The following is a 16,630-nucleotide window of genomic DNA, read 5'->3' on the forward strand; positions in this document are numbered from 1 at the left end:
TGTTCTGTCGCGGGTAAGGATGATCACGCCTTTTCTACACACATGAGAAACATTAGCGACCATCACATTATCTTTTTCAAGAGACTGGACCGGTCGCGGTATGAATGGATAACCCGAAGTAGTGACCAAGCTGAATGTCACTGAGCATATGGTCTGCCGGCCCACAGGCATAGCATCCCGGCCGGAGCAGTAAACACTGGTCGGCCACCTGGCTGGCATGACTGATAAAGTGGGTGTTCATGATGATGGTCTTCTGCTCCTTCTTTGCAAGTTCATGTAGCAGGCTGATGATGCGATGCTGATATGTGAAATCGAGACTGGACTCCGGCTCGTCCAGAATAAGCACATCGGGGTCCGGAACAAGTGCTTTTGCGATAGCACAAAGCTGAAGCTCGCCACCGCTGATCTGATTGACATGCTTGCCTCTCAGATGCCCGGCACTCAACCTGACCAGCACGGCTTCAGCCCGGGCGTAATCATCAGGAGTGGGCGTCCTCAGATAACCTTTATCACCTCCCAGACCAAACGTAATAAAATCGAGAATGGAATAGTCAAAGGGGATATGTCGGGTCTGCGGGACCCAGGCCAGGCAGACCTTTTTGTGGTCAGGACGCTCAATAGTGCAGCGTCCGGAATGCGGACGGAGGATCCCGGCAACAACTTTAAGCAACGTGGTTTTCCCCGCACCGTTCGGGCCAAGAACACACAGCACTTCTCCCTGCCCCAGCCGGAAGCTGATATTCTCAAAAACCGGCCGTTGACCTTTAAAGCCATAGGTCAGGTTCTCAGCGATGATCATGAGAGGCTCCTCTGACATACAGATACGCAAATAACGGCGCCCCTGTCAGGGCGGACAGAATACCGACGGGAATTTCCGCGTAGGTGAGCGCGCGGGCAAGCGTGTCGATAACAAGCAAAAAAAGCGCACCACATAATGCCGAGACGGGGATTAATTTTCCGTGGTTGTTTCCGACCAGGGCTCTGACAAGATGGGGGATCACCAGTCCCACCCATCCCACCACGCCACAGATAACGACGGACGCCGATATCATTACAGAGGCTGAGACCAGAAGTATTATCTTCAGTAACAGCGGATGTAAGCCCTGAATTTTCGCCTCATCGTCGCCCAGAGAGAGAATATTCATCGTCCACCGTAGCCTGTAAATCACGAAATAGCAGAACACAAAGAGCGGGATCAGGCTGAAGACTTCTGTTTTGACCAGCGATGAAAAGCTGCCCATCAGCCAGAATACGATGGCGGGCAGAGTATCCTCCGGATCGGCCAGATATTTCAGGACAGAGACAAAAGCGACAAATACCGAGGCAACGATAAGACCCGAGAGGATCGTCACGATCGCCTCCTGGCTTTGCCGGAGAAAGCAGAGGCCAAACACCAGGGCGAGGCTGAGCATCCCGAATAGAAAGGCACATCCCGTGGAAACCTGATAAGACAACCCCATCACGATCCCCAGCGCTGCACCAAAGGCTGACGCCGAGGAGGTGCCGAGCACATCCGGGCTGGCCAGGGCATTTTTCAGTACGGCCTGATACGTCGCGCCGGCGACAGACAGTCCCGCTCCCACCATCACGGCAGCGATGATACGTGGCAGGCGCAGATCGAAAATCACAGCCGCTTTTTCTCTGGCGTGATCCGCGTAGGGTGCTCCCAGCAGGATATGCATCACCTCCTGTACCGACAGAGAATAACGGCCGATAAACAACGAGGCCAGGCTCATGAGAACCAGGCCGGCACACAACAGGATCAGTAGCCGACGGTAGGTTTTTTGTTCCGGCATAACGTTCTCGGGGGTGGCTGAAAAGGGACGTCGTTTAACGCTGGCTGAGAACTTCATTCAACAACCGCTCCGGGATAGCGTAGTTAAACATGGTTTTGTAATACGCTCTCGTCAGGCCTTTCATATCAGCATCACTCACAAAGTCAGGCTCCAGTTTGCTGATCATAAACAAGGGAAGCAGGGGCGTTTCAGCAGACAATCCTCCCCAGTTGTGTAATCCCACCGGCGTTGAGTAGATCCGCTTGTTTTTCCAGGCGCGTATCCCCTGCCACATCTGTCCGGGATTGCGGTTATCGAGCAGAGCCCGGGCACTCCCGAACACAACGAAAATCACATCCGGGTTCCACGCCATGATCTGCTCCATAGAGACCGTAATGTACCGACCGGCATCACCGCTCACCTGAAGGTTTCCGGCAACATTCTCCATGCCGGCCATTTTGAGGTAGGTGTCGCCGAAAGTATGGGGACCACTCACACGCAGGGTCTTACCGTCACTTTGTTCGAGGTATAACGCTCTGATGTGCTGCTGACGTATCCGGTCGGCATAGGGCTGGATTGCTTTCCGGGTCGTCTCCCACGCCCGATGAAATTTGTCGGTCCGGGGCAGGCCGAGCGAATCCTCAAAGGCGGTTTCCCAGTAGCTCTGCGTCTCTTCGGGATCGTATTTAGCACTGCCGCCAGTATCCAGATTGACGAGCGGCACGCCCGCGCGTTCGAGATGGTCATTCTGGCTTTTTCCATAATAGAAAATGATATCCGGATGAAGATTCAGTAACGTTTCAAGATTTACTGAATAATCTTCGTTTATAAATCGCGTGGTGATCCGTCCAATGTCGGGCTTCATATCTTTCAGTACGTTCATGTTGGCATGCAAAAAAGCCCAGGGCCCTACGCCAACGACCTGACTGTATGCCTGGGGGTTGGCAAGAATCACCCCGAAGGGGCAATTACCGGTGATGATTACCCGATGATGCGTGCCTGGTTTCTCCGCGGCGGCATGCACAAAGGCGGGAAAAAAACACAGGGCCAGCAGGAGCGTGTACAGGACGTGCAGAACTTTAAGCATAAAGATGAGCCTCCAGGTTTAAGGGAAATAACAACCAGTCGTCCTTCCAGCCGGCTGGCCGACAGCCCCTCACCGATGTGGATGAAGGTGAATATTACGTCGCCACTGATCGCGACTGCGGTTATCGGGCATGAGTGTGCAGAGATTTCCTGCGATGCTTCTGTCTGATCCGCAGATAGCTGACCCCCAGTGATAAAAGTGAGAACAAGGTCCCCGCCACCATGCTGGCACGAATGGCCCCCCCACCGAAGACGTTAAACATGACCGCAACCAGGGCTGAGCCGATGATTTGTCCCGTCAGGCGTGATGTCCCCAGCAGGCCGCTTGCAATATTGTTTTGCTCAGGACTGACGGCGGTCATAATCAGCAAATTGTTCGGGGACTGAAACAACCCAAAACCGAACCCACAGAGGGCCACCCGCCAGAGGATCTGCCCGTTCGATGGCATATGGGGAAGCCATATCATCAGAAACATGCCGACGACCAGCATTAGCAGGCCTGCTATTGCCACCCGTTCGGCGAGAAATCGCGTACTCAACTCCCCTGCAATCAGAGAGGTCATCATGGTAGCCAGTGGCCAGGCCGTCAGCATCAGACCGGCTTGCACAACGTCCCGGTGCAGCGTGTTATGAAAATAGAAAGGGAGCGCGACGTAGGCCAGGAGCTGCGTACTGTAGGAAAGTAACGACATAGCCAGTGAAAGTGAGAACACGGAGCTTGAGAACATTGCCACCGGGATCATCGCATGGGACTGCTTTATCTTTTGATCGCGAACTAAATGTCTTCCCAGACACACGAGCACGAGAAAACTGACCACCGCAAAGCATGCATGATTTTTTGTCACACTCAGCGTCAAAAATGCGAATGACAGACAGGTCAGAAACACCAGTCCGGCCCCCCCTCTGTCAAAAGGTTTGACCGTATAATCCGATGATCTTAATGAGAATAAACACAAAATAAGTGAAAGACAGGCCACAGGAATATTGATTGTAAACAGCCAGTTCCAGTTAGCCAGTGACAGGATAGTGGACGCCACAGACGGACCCGCAGCGGCGGAAACCGAAACGACCATGACATTAATGCTCAGGCCCCTGCCAAGGAGTCGTGCCGGATAAATCTCTTTAATTAAGGCGGCATTGACACTTAATATTGCGGCCGCGCCCATCCCCTGAACAACACGAAAAAGCGTCAACATATTCAGGGAGCCCGATAAGGAACAACCGAGAGACGACAACGCAAACAGAATGACTCCCGTTATAAATATCCGCGTATTACCAAACGTTCGCCCCAGGGCCGAAAAAGGAAGTAATGTTGCAATCACGGCGAACTGATAGGCATTGATGATCAGAATCGACGCGGATTCGGACACCGAAAAGTCTTTCGCAATCAGAGGAAGTGCCACATTCGCAATCGTGCTGTCCAGCATGGCAATGACCGTACTGAGCGAAACCGCCAGCACTGCAATAATGCTGACCGGTTTGGCATCTGGATCCAACAAACTGTCCACGTCCCCTCCTTTACCACACCTGGCATCATGAAACGCCCGGTATCCCCAAACGGAAATATGCATACGTTATAACATAACGTGATAATGATAATTATTATCCTTTGAAAGGATGATTAACAAAATATGTCGCCAGGGGTGCGTATCCCCCTCACTGAATAATGTGACTGAACGGTATCCAGGTAAAGACGGCATCGTCACATTTAAAAAGGCGTATTGTCTTTTTTTGCCACTATTCACAGCCAGACGGTTAAAACAGGCCGTGAGATATAAATAAATTAATCGGTCTGTTTATAAGTTTATTTATTTATAATCTTATTAGTTCATTTATATAATAAACAGAAAATAAACATGGCATTGATTTTTACGGACAAAACCCGAAAAAAGAAACACATCACATTTCATCCACTTAGCCGCAGTGATAATAGCACCGCTGAATAACTACCGTTCTTAACTTTACCGAACCGGGTACGGTCTCAGGCCAATCACCGGAGAACCGTTTTGCTTTCACAAGCAGTGGAACTGGCTCATATCCAGGCTCGGCGAACCATGCTTAAAAAAAGGAAACAATAAAATGAAGCAAATTATTCCCATGGCGATAGCCGCCTCACTCAGCCTTATTCTCAGCGGTTCTGTTATGGCGCAGGATCATCATTCCCTGCAGGCCGCACCGGGTTATACCGCCACACAAACCAAAGGGGAAACCCTCTGGAGTGATAATGACACCGCGATCGGCGTGCTTGGATCACTTCGTTTGTTCGGAAAGACCGATTCTGCGCACACGCAGAAACACGATATTCAGAACAACGATTCCCGTCTGGGGATCGCCCTGCGGCATAACCTGCTGGCCGGAGAGAGCGATGCTTTTGCGCTGGGATACTACGAAACGGGCATTCACGGACTGGATTCTTCAACGGATGGCCTCAGCAACAACGTCTATACCCGACAGGCTTACGCCGGAGTGGGCAGCGAAACCCTGGGTATTCTCACGTTTGGTAAACAGTATGCGCCGACGGACTGGGGACTGGGGGTGGATACTACCTATGCCTGGGGCGGCAAAGGAAAACACGATCAGGCCGGCATGTCGACGGATATCGTCAATTCAGCGGGCATCTGGTACTACACGGACGATCATCTTACCCTGGGCGTCATGGCACAGGGAAATGACAGCGTCGACAAAATTGGATTTGCCGACTACGGAAACGGTCCCGACCTGCACGATGCCTTTCGTGACGGCGCCGCACTGGTTCACAACGGCGCAGCGATGGCAGCCCGCTATCAGTGGGAGAATGGCCTGATGTTGTCCACAGCAGCGGCCTATAACCACTATACGGTGAATACCGGCGTCAGCCAGGGCTGCACGCCTTTTGGTCCTAACGGTCACTGTTACCCCTGGACCGAAACGGACGGGCAGCCGTATGACGGGAATACCTATTCCATGGGGATGAATGCCAAATACACGACAAACGTGGGCGATCATGCCTGGTATAACGGTGCCCAGGCCACGTGGTACGTAAATAAAGTGGATAACGTCACCTCAGCAACACGGGGGCATTATCGCCATAATCCTTCGCGAGCAGACGATCAGGAGACCATCCTCGGCCTCGAATACGATTCCCGGCTCCACTTAACGGACAACTGGAGCGTCTACGCCGATGTCAGCTGGCTGCGCGGAGGCGATGCCATGGAGGGACAACATCTTGAATCGACCGTGCTGGGCACCGATTACTGGTTAGGTAAAAATGCGGTCACCTACGTGGAATACAGCTACCAGAAAGCCTGGGGCAACGCCAATGACGACTGGAATATTGACGATCATCTGGGTGCTGTTGGGCTGCGCGTCTTTATTTAGGTGGGTCTGACAGGTGAAGCGCGGGCTCGACAAAACAGTCCTGTGTCTTGCCCGTGTCTCCCGCTGCTCATCGCAGTATGGTGATTCAGCCACGTCAGGGAACGCCTGCCCCCGCCCCGTTGTATGTTCATCCCAGGACACCAAAAGCGACAAACAGTAACACTGTCTCGAGAGAACAAGAGAAAATGATTTGTTATAACGTAACAAATCAAAATCCCAGACAAGGAGTAATGCGGTATGGCCTCACGAACGACGCGACGCCAGCTCATTCTGGCCGGGCTGACGACCCTGCTCACCAGTACGATGTTCAACACGGTCTCCTGCGCACAGCCGGTATATCAGCAGAAGACAAACTCACGTGGGACGCGCAAACCCCGGGTAATGATAGATCCGGGCCACGGCGGAAAAGATCCGGGCGCCACAGGGTACGAAGGAACACAGGAGAAGCACGTCGTTCTCGAAACCGCAAAATTTCTTCAGGCCATGTTGATCATGAATGGTGTGGATGCACGGCTCACACGTACAGAGGACATCTTTGTTCCACTCTATGAACGGGTTCAGATGGCCCATCATCACGAAGCGGACCTGATGGTATCCGTGCATGCGGATGGTTTTACCAGCCCGAGCGCGCAGGGAGCCTCGGTTTTTGCCCTCTCGACCCGCGGGGCGACAAGTGCAATGGCCAGGTATCTGTCAGACAGTGAAAATGCTGCCGATATAGCAGCAGGTGAAAAGTCGAGTGCCGGAGACCGGTATCTGCAGGAGGTTATTTTCGACCTGGAACAAACGGAAACGATCCGGGAAAGCCTGGCGCTGGGTTCTCAGCTCATTCACCATATTGCCCCTGTCCATACGCTGCACTTCCCCACAACGGAACAGGCCGCTTTTGTCGTACTTAAGTCTCCTTTTATCCCTTCTGTTCTGGTTGAAACGGCCTTCATAACCAATCCTGCCGAAGAGAAACTGCTCAGCACATCGTCATTCCGGTACCGCATGGCCAGTGCGCTGAATGACGGAATACTGAATTACCTGAACACTAAAAAATTATTATAAAATAATAAATTACTATTTTAAGCGTGTAGAGCAATGTCCTGAGGGATCTCCGTGCCTTATGCCGGCACCTGGAGAGCGTCACTTATCCGGAGGACATACTCGACATGCCCGTTACTTTGCTCTCAGCTCGCCCTTTCATTGTATCCATGTGGCTGGTTCTTTTTGCATTCTGTAGCCCTGCCGCGGCGGTTCCGTTATCACACACCGAAGAACACAGCCTGGATTTTTATGGCACGCTGATTGCCAGACGGTTCATAAGCCGCAAGACCAGCGATAACGGTGATCGGACTTATCTTTACTTCGGACTGAGGGGTACGCAACAACTCAGTCATGACTGGCAGGCCTTCGGACAGTGGGAATACACAGTCAGCGCAACAGATGCGTCACGTAACGCAACTCGCCTTGCATTTCTTGGGGTGAGAAACCGGACAATGGGCAGTCTGGATATCGGCAGAAACTGGGGGGTACTGTACGACGTCACATCCCTGACCGATCGTTCGCCCCTGTTCAGGGAAATCTCGTACAACTACGTGGACAACCTGACACGCGGTCGGGCTGAGGATCTGCTGACATATCGCCGGTCATTCGACCTCGTTCATACTCCCGTGCAACTGGCACTTCAGTATCAGTTCCCGGGCCATCAGACGGATCGCCCGGTGACAAAACGTTACGGAAAGGGGCTGGGTGCGTCACTGGAGGCATCTTTCACTTCCCGGTTCAGTGCAATCGTCGCCGCCTCCACTTCTTGCGCAACCCGCGTACAGCAGCGTGATGTGGGCTATCAGAAGCAGATCTGGACACTGGCAGGCGGCCTGCGATATCAGTCACCAAAATGGTATCTGGCGGCCGTATCCACCCGCAGCAATAATGCCATTCACCCGGAACCGGCAGCGAACGCTCATCCCGCATTCAGCGAGGAAGTGCTGATGAAGGTGATGCTGACCCCCTCACTGCAGCCACATGTGGGGTATACCCGTTTACGTCAAACCGATTCAGGGTATCGCCGGGATGTACTGAACTACGAGGAGGTCGGATTGACCTGGTATCTGGGGAAAAATATGCAGATTTTTATGGATTACAAACTGAATAACCTCAGACACCATCACCGTCAGACTGATGCTGCCGACAAGGGAGAGATAGGCCTCAGCTACCACTGGTAGAAACCGGAGGGACTCAGGAGAAACACGTCGTTCTCAACACCGTAAATTATCTTCAGGCCATGCTGACCATGAATGGTGTGGATGCCTGGCAGCATGGCGCTACTCCTGGGGAAGACGTAGTGCTGGAAGGCTGGTTGTGCCATTACCCCATCGCAAACTTCAGGCTGAGAAGGGATACGATTTGGTTTATCGTTCAGGTTACCAGGATACATTGAAAATACGCATGACCAGACCGTGGTTTTCAGAAGAAATGCGTGTGCTGAAAGGATGAAGGGGATCAGAATATCTGCCTCTGACACGAAACCAGCACGCAGGATACGGGGCTGCAGCTAAGCGCGAAAAGCGCCCTCCCTCACCTGCACAAATTCGTAAAAAACCGTCTACCGGCGGGTTGGCCATGAGATGCAGACATGCCGTTTGCGCGCACCCGGATCACACCGCCGCCGAAAGCAGAGGGGATACGATGGGGAACGTGCCCTGCTGACAGGGCATCTGATGCATCTGATGAACGGTCTTCTGAGGGCAACTCACCCGTCATGCTGACGAGGGTGAGCCCGCTGGATAACGTTACTACTGTATGTCATTTCTCATGCCTTTACCGGGGGGGACTCTTCAGACCGGTGTAACTGCGCGATGAAGTTGTTGCGCTGCAGTAATTCATTCAGCGGCCCGGCGTCACTGACCCTGCCGTTATGCATCACGATGATACGATCCGAATAATTAAAGGTGCTGATACGGTGACTTATACTGATGATGGTCGCCGTCGGAAAGTCAGAGAGGATCGCATTGATGGCATGGGTTTCGGAGATGAGATCCAGAGATGAGGTAATCTCATCCAGCAGAATAACGGCCGGATTGCGCAGGAAAAGACGGGCAAGGGAAAGGCGTTGTCTCTGTCCTCCGGATATATTTGTCCCTTCGTTCGCCAGATTGAGATCGAGTAGCGCTTCCCCCTGAAGATGGCCGATCTGAAGGCCAGATTTCGCCAGCGCGCTAATCATCTCCTCACGTGTGGCTTCGGGATTTGCAATCTGCAGGTTGTAGGCCACGCTGTCCATAAACACATATTCTTCCTGAGAGACATAGGCGATATTTTCATAAAATACCTGCTCGGGTAGTTCCTCATTAGGGCATCCTCCCAGAGTATAGTTACCGATGGTAAGCGGGAGCTGGCGTGCCAGGATTTTAAGAAGCGTGGATTTTCCCGAGCCACTTTTACCGGTAATGGTGATGAATTCACCGGTTCTGAAGTGCAGGTTTACGTCATGCAAGGTACATGATGGGCTTTCCGGATAACGGAAACTGACACCACTCAGCGTGATGTCGCCATTTTGTGGTCTGCGCAGATTTCCGTCACGGTCAACCGGCTCTTCCAGCCATCCCCCTGAAAAGGCGGAGAACGCATGGGCGGATTGTCGGAAATTAATATAGGACTGCCCAAGGTTCTCAAGCGGTGCAGAAAGAATAAGAATATAAGAAGAGACAAGGATAAAGTGCTCAATGGTGACCTGCCCTGTACTGGCCCCGTAGAGCGTATAGAAGAAAGCCGAGCCAAAAAATATTATTTGCAGCAGCGCTGATACGAGTTGCGCATGGAAACTGACCTTCCAGAATGAGCGCTGTGTTCTGGCATCCTCCGTCAGTTGGCCATTGAAACGCTTCATGAATACACCAAAACCATTAAAAACCCGGACAACAGGGATATTTCTGACACTGTCCGAGAGAAGCGTGTAGGTTTTTCTTGAGCTGTCCATCAGGGCCTGTCTGGCGGCCACAATTTTATGGGTGTAGACATAATTGGTAAAAACGAAGGATATGGCAAACATAAAAAACATGCATGCAACAATCACATCATCGGAGGCTAATATTGTCCACAGGGCAATAAATAACTGGATCAGAGGCGGTAGCAGGCCAAACGTCAGTTCACGGATAATAATATATATATCATTGGTTGCCTGATTAAGCTGTTGACTAATCCCTCCGGCGTTGTCTTTTTGAGAACCACTGTAATACAGTTTTTTCAGAAAGAATTCTGAAATGGAAGCAATACATTCGACCCTCAACGCTGACTGCAGATAGGTCGCCCAGAAAGCAATAATTTTCTGAGCTGAAATGGCAAAGACATAGACTGCACCCAGTGTAAAAATAACACGAAAACTGTCTGCTGTGTCACTCATCAGATAGCCAGTCGTCCGGGATATCAGTACAGGGGAGATGATTATCAGTACTGAAGACAGTACCGATAATAAGATAATAAACGTTATTTTCCCGACATGTCGTGTTCCGGTTGCTCTGGATACCGTTTTAAACAAACTCAAAAAATTCATGCCTTGACTCCGCGTCGAAAAAATCAGCTTCCATTTTCTGACTAAATACCATTAATTTGATAAGGGATAAAATTTCTGGAAGAGAACCATTCAGTTCAACATGGGCGTTGTATCTTATTTCTTCAATCATGGCCTCAGGATTATCCAGGATGTACGTGCCGTAACGGACGACAAAAGCGATTAGTTCATCTTCATACTGCCTGATAATTGTGAATATGAGCTGGGAAGATGAACGTTTCGTTTTCTTGATGAATACTGGGTCTTTGAAACGGGTAAGCGCCTCTCGTCTGATCCCAGCACGATCATGCCAGGCACGGATATTATCTTCGTAACGAACGGCAAGACGGCTACGGATAACACTGAGACTGATAAGTGGAGAGAATTTCACAGCCGGCCCGTCAGGAAAAATACTGACAGTACTTTCACTGATCCTGATGAGTTCTTCCAGATATTCATACCATGCAGTGCCCGGGATATGCCCGACAAGTAAAGGATGCACGTGTGTTCTTTTTGCAGGTTCAGTTTTGTAGGCTGAGGCCAGGACAGAATGCAGGGATCGGGATTTCAGCGCTGCGAATCTGAACGCGGTTCGTAATGCCTGAATAGGTTTTCCGACTCGGATAAGGTCACGAATGATCCTAACGGAAGGCGACTGAATGAATACGCTGTCACCACCGTGCCCGTCCAGACAGAACCAGCCGGACATATCTTGTGTAAGTCCATCACTGGCATTTAGCCAGAACGTGTTCACAACCGGGCAGTCTGAAGGATGATTTACCCTGTTCGGTATCTGCCGGTCAGTTGTATAACCAGGCTTGAGCTCTATGAGAGTAATGTTATATTTTCGGCAAAGTCTGTGCGCATCTGCACGCTCAGCATCGGTTTCAAAGCTGAATGGAAGGCAATGAAAGACAGTAAAAGGTTTATCTGCTGCCAGTAAACAAAAGAAGACAATCGATGAGTCCAGGCCTCCGGAGAGATAGAGGGCAAGCGGGAGATCAGCGGGTAGTTTCTTAACGATTGTAATAATGACATCAAGCGTATTTTTCTTTAACGGTGTCAGATTGACGAAAGCTTCCGTATGTATATTTTCCCGATCAATTCGTGTCAGACACCCGGAATACGCTTTACCTGTATTGTGCAATGGTGAAAGGAAAGCGGCCTGAAAACTGTCTCTTATAAACGACCTGATAAAATCACGGGTGATCGTTTTCGTACCAGAGATTCTGGCCACATCCTTAAGTCCGGTACCGATAATGGCTCCGAACGCTGTTTTTCCATAATAGACATCACAGTACCGGTAAAGGCTTTTCATCACCTGGATAACGTCATTTTCAATGACGATAAAACAAAAATAGCCATCTGCTGATTTAAGCTCCTTCTCCAGTACGTCAGGCGCGGTTTCAGACAGTGAAAGCACTTCACCGTTCCCGGTTATCGCCCAGCCACTAAAAATACATAACTTGCCATCATCCTCGCGATATGACCAGCCGGCATCAAGGTATATCAGATACATACCGGTTCTTACAGCCGTAAAGTGTGCCGGAACAGCGACACTTTCGGATAACATGACAGGAACGATCAACATGGTCAGCACTCCAGTATGACGCTCGTTTTCTTTCTCAGGTCGGGATCATCGCTGACCACAGTACTGTCTACCTCCACCCACGCGTGGCTGTAGAAGGGACGTGTTCTGACGCCTATAACAAGAGTTGCGCCTATTTTTCTGGAAATCAGACGTTGTTTCAGAGCGCAGGAATACACAAGACAGGGGTTATCATGGTCAATCAAATCAAAGATACTGTTGAGTGCTGCAATTTCCTTTTTTATTCTGATATCCACTTCTGGTGTTATCTTTGTTGCACACCCGATGGTCTGACTTTCACAAAACTGACGCTTTAACGCTATCAGTCCTCCGTGATTGAGGCCGTGCCTGCAGTACAACATAGCCCTGAGCGCAGATATTCGGGCAAGCGCGGAACTGTGCTTTATTCTCACCTGCGGTTTCATCCAGCGAACTTCCAGAAATGATTCAGGATCATTATGGCTATCCGCCTGAAGATAACGGCAATTTTTCTCACCGTTCAGAAATGCTTCTACATCGGGATTGGGGATCTGAAATGTCAGGAAACTGTCCGCTGTATTTTCAAGCACAGTATATTCATCCTTGAGAAGATCAAGAACAACGAGATCCTTATTGAAACAGGTAATCTTCAGCGTGTCGGGAGTAATAAGCATCTATCAGTCCATTGCATATGAGATGATACGGCGGAGCTTCCCCCGCCGGTATTAAATTTACGGCAGATTAACTATAAAAAAGCACAGGACCTGGCAGCCCCGGAGGTCCAAAATATTCAGGAATGCGATCAACTGAGTGACCACGGGTAATTTTACTGGCTTTTACGGGGATACGATTAATGCTTACTGCATTAAGCGCTTTCTCATTTCTCTGGTTTAATACTGCCTTATTTTTCACATCCATCTCCTTGAATACAAATAATTCATAATGGAATGTGCCTGTGTGGCACAACTTTATATAAGTTTACCTTTCAGTATATCTCAATGTATTTGTGTATGATTATTGTAACAATATGTAAATGATAACCATTATCATACTGATTAACATCCTCATTTGCGCAGCAGTACTTCTCATAAGAGGGTCCTCAGGTGCTTTCAATCAGTAATCTGAGCAATCATCTTCACTATCCTGACGTTGACTGCCTCAGCCGGTTACCCACAGAGGCGGAAAAGGTCAACACTTGAGCGTGTTGCTTTGCCCCAGGCAGGACAGCGGGGAGCGGATAAACCGTGAACGTACGAGAAAATCGCTCTTTACCATTCATGATGACTGTCGCACCTACCGGCGGCCAGGGCCATGTCCCGTTCAGAGCAAGACGAGGTTCACCGCAGAATTGTAATCCGGCATTAACCCTGATACTCAATAAAACCTGCTGAAAAACGGTTTACTCAGGTCCAACATAATTGCTGAAAGGTTTAACGAGACAAAACTGATCTCAACATACAATCAGATATGCTCCCGGTCGGTTCACATCGACGGGAGCACTTTTATGATGATACACAGAAGCGTTTTTGCCAGTATCCTGCTGGCATTCTCACTGTTTACTGCGGCGCAGACAGCGCCACTGGGCGACGTCCTGCCTGCCGCTGACGGCCATCCTCATGTTCAGCTCCGGGGTGCTGACACCGCTGAGTTGCCTGATGAAAAAATCCAGCCGCATGTTGCCCCCCCCTCTCACTTAGCAGGGTGAGAAAAACCACCGGCCGCCGCCGGCGGGGGCGTCATCGCGGCAAGCACATCGGGGGCGATGTAGCGTATGAACTCTACCAGCTCGCGGCTTTTGCGGGATTTTGGCCAGCACAACGTCAGGGTCGTTACCGCCCCGGCATCCTCAAGAGAGCAATAACAGACATTTGGCAGCGTGACCGAGCGCTGAGTTTCAGGCACCAGGGTGACCCCGATCCCCATGGATACCATGCCGATAGCCACAGCCACATCCCGGGTAAAATGAATTTTTTGCGGAACAAAGCTGGCCTGCTCACAGGCGTGTAAGGCAGACCAGCCCAGACCCACGCCAGGTGGATCCTGCTGTATCATGAAGATATCCCCGGCCAGCGACGCCAGCGAAATTCTCTCAATGGCAGCCTGTGGATGGCTGTGAGGCACGGCAGCAATCAGTGCCCGGGTAGCAATATTCAGGTAATTCAGGCCAGCATAACGCGGAACCGGTGAGCGGATCAGGCCGGCATCCAGCTCATGATCGAGCAGCAGGGTAAGCTGATCGCTGACATTATACTCTTCAATGACGATCTCCACATCCGGTTTGGTCCTGCGGTACCCGCTGGTCAGGCACGTGAGCGCCGGATCGAGGATCGCTGACCCCACATACCCCAGCTTAAGCTGACCTCTGAACCCCTCGCGCAGACTGCGCGCCCGCGACATCAGTTTCTCATAGTGACTGACGGAGACCCGGGCGGCCTCTGCCAGACGCCTTCCCGCCTGACTTAGGGTCACATGACGCCGGTCACGAATAAACAACGGCATACCGAGTTGCTCTTCAAGAACCCGGATCTGGCGGCTTAACGCTGGTTGTGTAATGTGCAGTCGCCGTGCGGCGTTGCCGAAATGCAATTCCCCGGCAAGCACGACGAACGCGTGCAGATACCGATAGTCCACACCTTCTCCCCTTACCGTAAGTCCAATAAGGATCCCATATCAAAACAAGGGGAAATGTGATTGGACGGGAATTTCCGATACCCCACACACTGACCAGGTGTTATGGGCGCTTTCTGCCATCACCAGCAGGAAGCCAGAGTCATCTCACCGGAGGCCTGTTTCCGGTTACTGAGAAAGGAGTTTGCTATGTCCCGTCGACCCAGGGTCACCGACCTGCGCAGTGCGCTGGCTTTGCTGAGCCATCTTGATAATGAACTCATTGAAACTGATGAGACCGTCGATCCCAACGCGGAACTTTCAGGTGTCTACCGATATATTGGGGCACACGGTACCGTCATGCGTCCCACCCGCATCGGTCCGGCAATGTTATTCAATAGCATAAAAGGCTATGACGACATGCGAGTGCTGATCGGGCTGCTCGCTTCCCGCAAACGTGTGGCCCACCTGCTCAACACTACGCCGGATAAACTGGCCTTTTTATTCAAGGATGCCGTGACCCATCCCGTAGCCCCTGTCGTTATTCCGCCCGAAAATGCCGTGTGTCAGGAGGTTGTCCATCTGGCCACCGATCCGGATTTTAGCATTCTCAATATTCTTCCGGCCCCGACAAACACGCCGGAAGATGCGGGACCCTATTTTACGCTGGGGATGTGCTATGCCGCCGATCCGCAGACCGGCGAACACGACATCACGATCCATCGCCTCTGTGTGCAGAGTCGGGATGAAATTTCCATGTACTTCGTTCCGGGGCGCCATCTGGATACGTTTCGTCAGAAGGCAGAGGATGACGGACTGCCTCTGCCCATCTCCATCAGTATCGGGGTGGATCCGGCCATTGAAATTGGTGCCTGCTTTGAGCCGCCCACCACCCCGCTCGGCTATGACGAGTTGTCGGTGGCAGGCAGTCTGCGCCAGCAGCCTGTCGAGCTGGTGGACTGTCTGACCGTGAAGGCGCGCGCCATTGCCAGTGCCGAAGTAGTGATCGAGGGTGAGTTGATCCCGAACTACCGGGTCAGGGAAGATCAGCATACCAACAGCGGGAAGGCCATGCCAGAATTCCCGGGCTACACCGGCAAGGCGCAGCCACTGGTTCCGATTATCAAAGTGAAGGCCATCACCCACCGCCGCCATCCGATCCTGCAGACGTGCATTGGCCCCAGCGATGAGCACACCAACATGGCGGGGATCCCCACCGAAGCCAGTATTCTGCAGCTGGTTGAACGTGCCCTGCCCGGTTTTGTTCTGAACGTGCACTGCCCTTCCCCGGGAACGGGCAAATACCTTGCGGTCATCCAGGTGAAAAAAAATCAGGCCAGTGATGAGGGCCGTCAACGGCAAGCCGCACTGCTGGCCTTCTCGGCCTTTTCCGAGCTCAAGCATGTGATGCTGGTTGACGAGGATGTGGACATTTTCGATCTCAACGATGTGATCTGGGCCATGACCACGCGTTACCAGGGTGATATCAGCACCGTCTTCATTCCGGGTGTTCGCTGTCACCCTCTGGATCCGTCTTCCGACCCGGCCTTCAGCTATTCCGTACGTGACCATGGCATTGCCTGTAAAACCATTTTTGACTGTACGGTTCCCTTCGCGATGAAAGGTGCCTTTCGCCGCAGTGCCTTTATGGAGGTAGATGTCCGGCGTTTTCTGCCCGATGACTATCCGGGATAAGGGGAT

Annotated in this window: 15 protein-coding genes; 5 read left to right on the top strand and 10 right to left on the bottom strand. The window is 51.5% G+C overall.

Translation table 11 applies throughout. The annotated features are described in order from the left end of the window. Positions 1–76: 76 nt before the first annotated feature. From QE396_RS23215 to QE396_RS23230, 4 genes are all read right to left on the bottom strand, one after another. Positions 77–799 carry an ABC transporter ATP-binding protein gene (locus QE396_RS23215; protein WP_185791746.1) on the bottom strand — a complete coding sequence of 241 codons (723 nt, stop codon included), beginning with the start codon at positions 797–799 and terminating at the stop codon, positions 77–79. Further along, positions 786–1,796, bottom strand: a complete 1,011-nt coding sequence (locus QE396_RS23220; RefSeq protein WP_050871317.1) for an iron ABC transporter permease — start codon at positions 1,794–1,796, stop codon at positions 786–788. Before QE396_RS23220 ends, QE396_RS23215 begins: the two co-directional genes overlap by 14 nt. A gap of 34 nt (positions 1,797–1,830) precedes the next feature. Next, complete coding sequence (locus QE396_RS23225; protein WP_050871300.1) at positions 1,831–2,862, bottom strand: ABC transporter substrate-binding protein; 1,032 nt, start codon at positions 2,860–2,862, stop codon at positions 1,831–1,833. A 121-nt stretch (positions 2,863–2,983) separates the two neighbouring features. Then, the gene (locus QE396_RS23230) at positions 2,984–4,369 is read right to left on the bottom strand and encodes an MFS transporter (protein WP_309952886.1); all 1,386 of its coding nucleotides are present in this window, start codon (positions 4,367–4,369) and stop codon (positions 2,984–2,986) included. 571 nt (positions 4,370–4,940) lie between these two features. Here QE396_RS23230 and QE396_RS23235 point away from each other — a divergent pair. From QE396_RS23235 to QE396_RS23245, 3 genes are all read left to right on the top strand, one after another. Then, positions 4,941–6,218, top strand: coding sequence for a porin (locus QE396_RS23235; protein WP_185791748.1), 1,278 nt, complete (start codon positions 4,941–4,943; stop codon positions 6,216–6,218). A 237-nt stretch (positions 6,219–6,455) separates the two neighbouring features. Then, the gene (locus QE396_RS23240; protein ID WP_185791749.1) at positions 6,456–7,271 is read left to right on the top strand and encodes an N-acetylmuramoyl-L-alanine amidase; all 816 of its coding nucleotides are present in this window, start codon (positions 6,456–6,458) and stop codon (positions 7,269–7,271) included. A 104-nt stretch (positions 7,272–7,375) separates the two neighbouring features. Continuing rightward, positions 7,376–8,431, top strand: a complete 1,056-nt coding sequence (locus QE396_RS23245) for a porin (protein WP_234047627.1) — start codon at positions 7,376–7,378, stop codon at positions 8,429–8,431. On the opposite strand, the gene QE396_RS23250 is transcribed toward QE396_RS23245, so the two are convergent. From QE396_RS23250 to QE396_RS23270, 5 genes are all read right to left on the bottom strand, one after another. Beyond that, positions 8,419–8,574 (bottom strand): hypothetical protein, encoded by a 156-nt coding sequence (locus tag QE396_RS23250; RefSeq protein WP_166673368.1) that lies wholly within the window; start codon positions 8,572–8,574, stop codon positions 8,419–8,421. The two genes, QE396_RS23245 and QE396_RS23250, sit on opposite strands and share 13 nt — an antisense overlap. Positions 8,575–9,018: 444 nt before the next feature. Further along, a complete protein-coding gene (locus QE396_RS23255; protein ID WP_185791750.1) occupies positions 9,019–10,758 on the bottom strand; it encodes an ATP-binding cassette domain-containing protein in 1,740 nt (579 codons plus the stop codon). Then, on the bottom strand, positions 10,736–12,346 hold the full coding sequence (locus QE396_RS23260) for an asparagine synthase-related protein (RefSeq protein ID WP_185791751.1): 1,611 nt from the start codon (positions 12,344–12,346) through the stop codon (positions 10,736–10,738). The genes QE396_RS23255 and QE396_RS23260 overlap by 23 nt, the downstream gene beginning before the upstream one ends. Before the next feature lie 2 nt (positions 12,347–12,348). Continuing rightward, the gene (locus QE396_RS23265; protein WP_104440573.1) at positions 12,349–12,996 is read right to left on the bottom strand and encodes a lasso peptide biosynthesis B2 protein; all 648 of its coding nucleotides are present in this window, start codon (positions 12,994–12,996) and stop codon (positions 12,349–12,351) included. A gap of 67 nt (positions 12,997–13,063) precedes the next feature. Next, a complete protein-coding gene (locus QE396_RS23270; RefSeq protein WP_166673367.1) occupies positions 13,064–13,234 on the bottom strand; it encodes an acinetodin/klebsidin/J25 family lasso peptide in 171 nt (56 codons plus the stop codon). Positions 13,235–13,826: 592 nt separating this feature from the next. Between QE396_RS23270 and QE396_RS23275 the strand changes: the two genes are divergently transcribed. After that, a complete protein-coding gene (locus QE396_RS23275; protein WP_185791753.1) occupies positions 13,827–14,027 on the top strand; it encodes a hypothetical protein in 201 nt (66 codons plus the stop codon). Here QE396_RS23275 and QE396_RS23280 read toward each other — a convergent pair. Further along, complete coding sequence (locus QE396_RS23280; protein WP_309952895.1) at positions 14,012–14,953, bottom strand: LysR substrate-binding domain-containing protein; 942 nt, start codon at positions 14,951–14,953, stop codon at positions 14,012–14,014. The genes QE396_RS23275 and QE396_RS23280 overlap by 16 nt on opposite strands. Positions 14,954–15,139: 186 nt before the next feature. Between QE396_RS23280 and QE396_RS23285 the strand changes: the two genes are divergently transcribed. Continuing rightward, entirely contained in the window at positions 15,140–16,624 is a 1,485-nt protein-coding gene (locus tag QE396_RS23285; protein ID WP_185791755.1) for a UbiD family decarboxylase, read from the top strand. Positions 16,625–16,630 lie beyond the last annotated feature (6 nt).

The organism is Enterobacter sp. SORGH_AS_0287 (assembly GCF_031453695.1).
In the GTDB taxonomy this organism is placed as follows: Bacteria; Pseudomonadota; Gammaproteobacteria; order Enterobacterales; family Enterobacteriaceae; genus Enterobacter; species Enterobacter ludwigii.

Coding starts and splice junctions, on each gene's coding strand:
- QE396_RS23245 (WP_234047627.1), top strand. CDS start 7,376: ATGCCCGTTACTTTGCTCTCAGCTCGCCCTTTCATTGTATCCATGTGG.
- QE396_RS23260 (WP_185791751.1), bottom strand. CDS start 12,346: ATGTTGATCGTTCCTGTCATGTTATCCGAAAGTGTCGCTGTTCCGGCA.
- QE396_RS23225 (WP_050871300.1), bottom strand. CDS start 2,862: ATGCTTAAAGTTCTGCACGTCCTGTACACGCTCCTGCTGGCCCTGTGT.
- QE396_RS23265 (WP_104440573.1), bottom strand. CDS start 12,996: ATGCTTATTACTCCCGACACGCTGAAGATTACCTGTTTCAATAAGGAT.
- QE396_RS23240 (WP_185791749.1), top strand. CDS start 6,456: ATGGCCTCACGAACGACGCGACGCCAGCTCATTCTGGCCGGGCTGACG.
- QE396_RS23215 (WP_185791746.1), bottom strand. CDS start 799: ATGATCATCGCTGAGAACCTGACCTATGGCTTTAAAGGTCAACGGCCG.
- QE396_RS23250 (WP_166673368.1), bottom strand. CDS start 8,574: ATGGCACAACCAGCCTTCCAGCACTACGTCTTCCCCAGGAGTAGCGCC.
- QE396_RS23285 (WP_185791755.1), top strand. CDS start 15,140: ATGTCCCGTCGACCCAGGGTCACCGACCTGCGCAGTGCGCTGGCTTTG.
- QE396_RS23255 (WP_185791750.1), bottom strand. CDS start 10,758: ATGAATTTTTTGAGTTTGTTTAAAACGGTATCCAGAGCAACCGGAACA.
- QE396_RS23235 (WP_185791748.1), top strand. CDS start 4,941: ATGAAGCAAATTATTCCCATGGCGATAGCCGCCTCACTCAGCCTTATT.
- QE396_RS23275 (WP_185791753.1), top strand. CDS start 13,827: ATGATGATACACAGAAGCGTTTTTGCCAGTATCCTGCTGGCATTCTCA.
- QE396_RS23220 (WP_050871317.1), bottom strand. CDS start 1,796: ATGCCGGAACAAAAAACCTACCGTCGGCTACTGATCCTGTTGTGTGCC.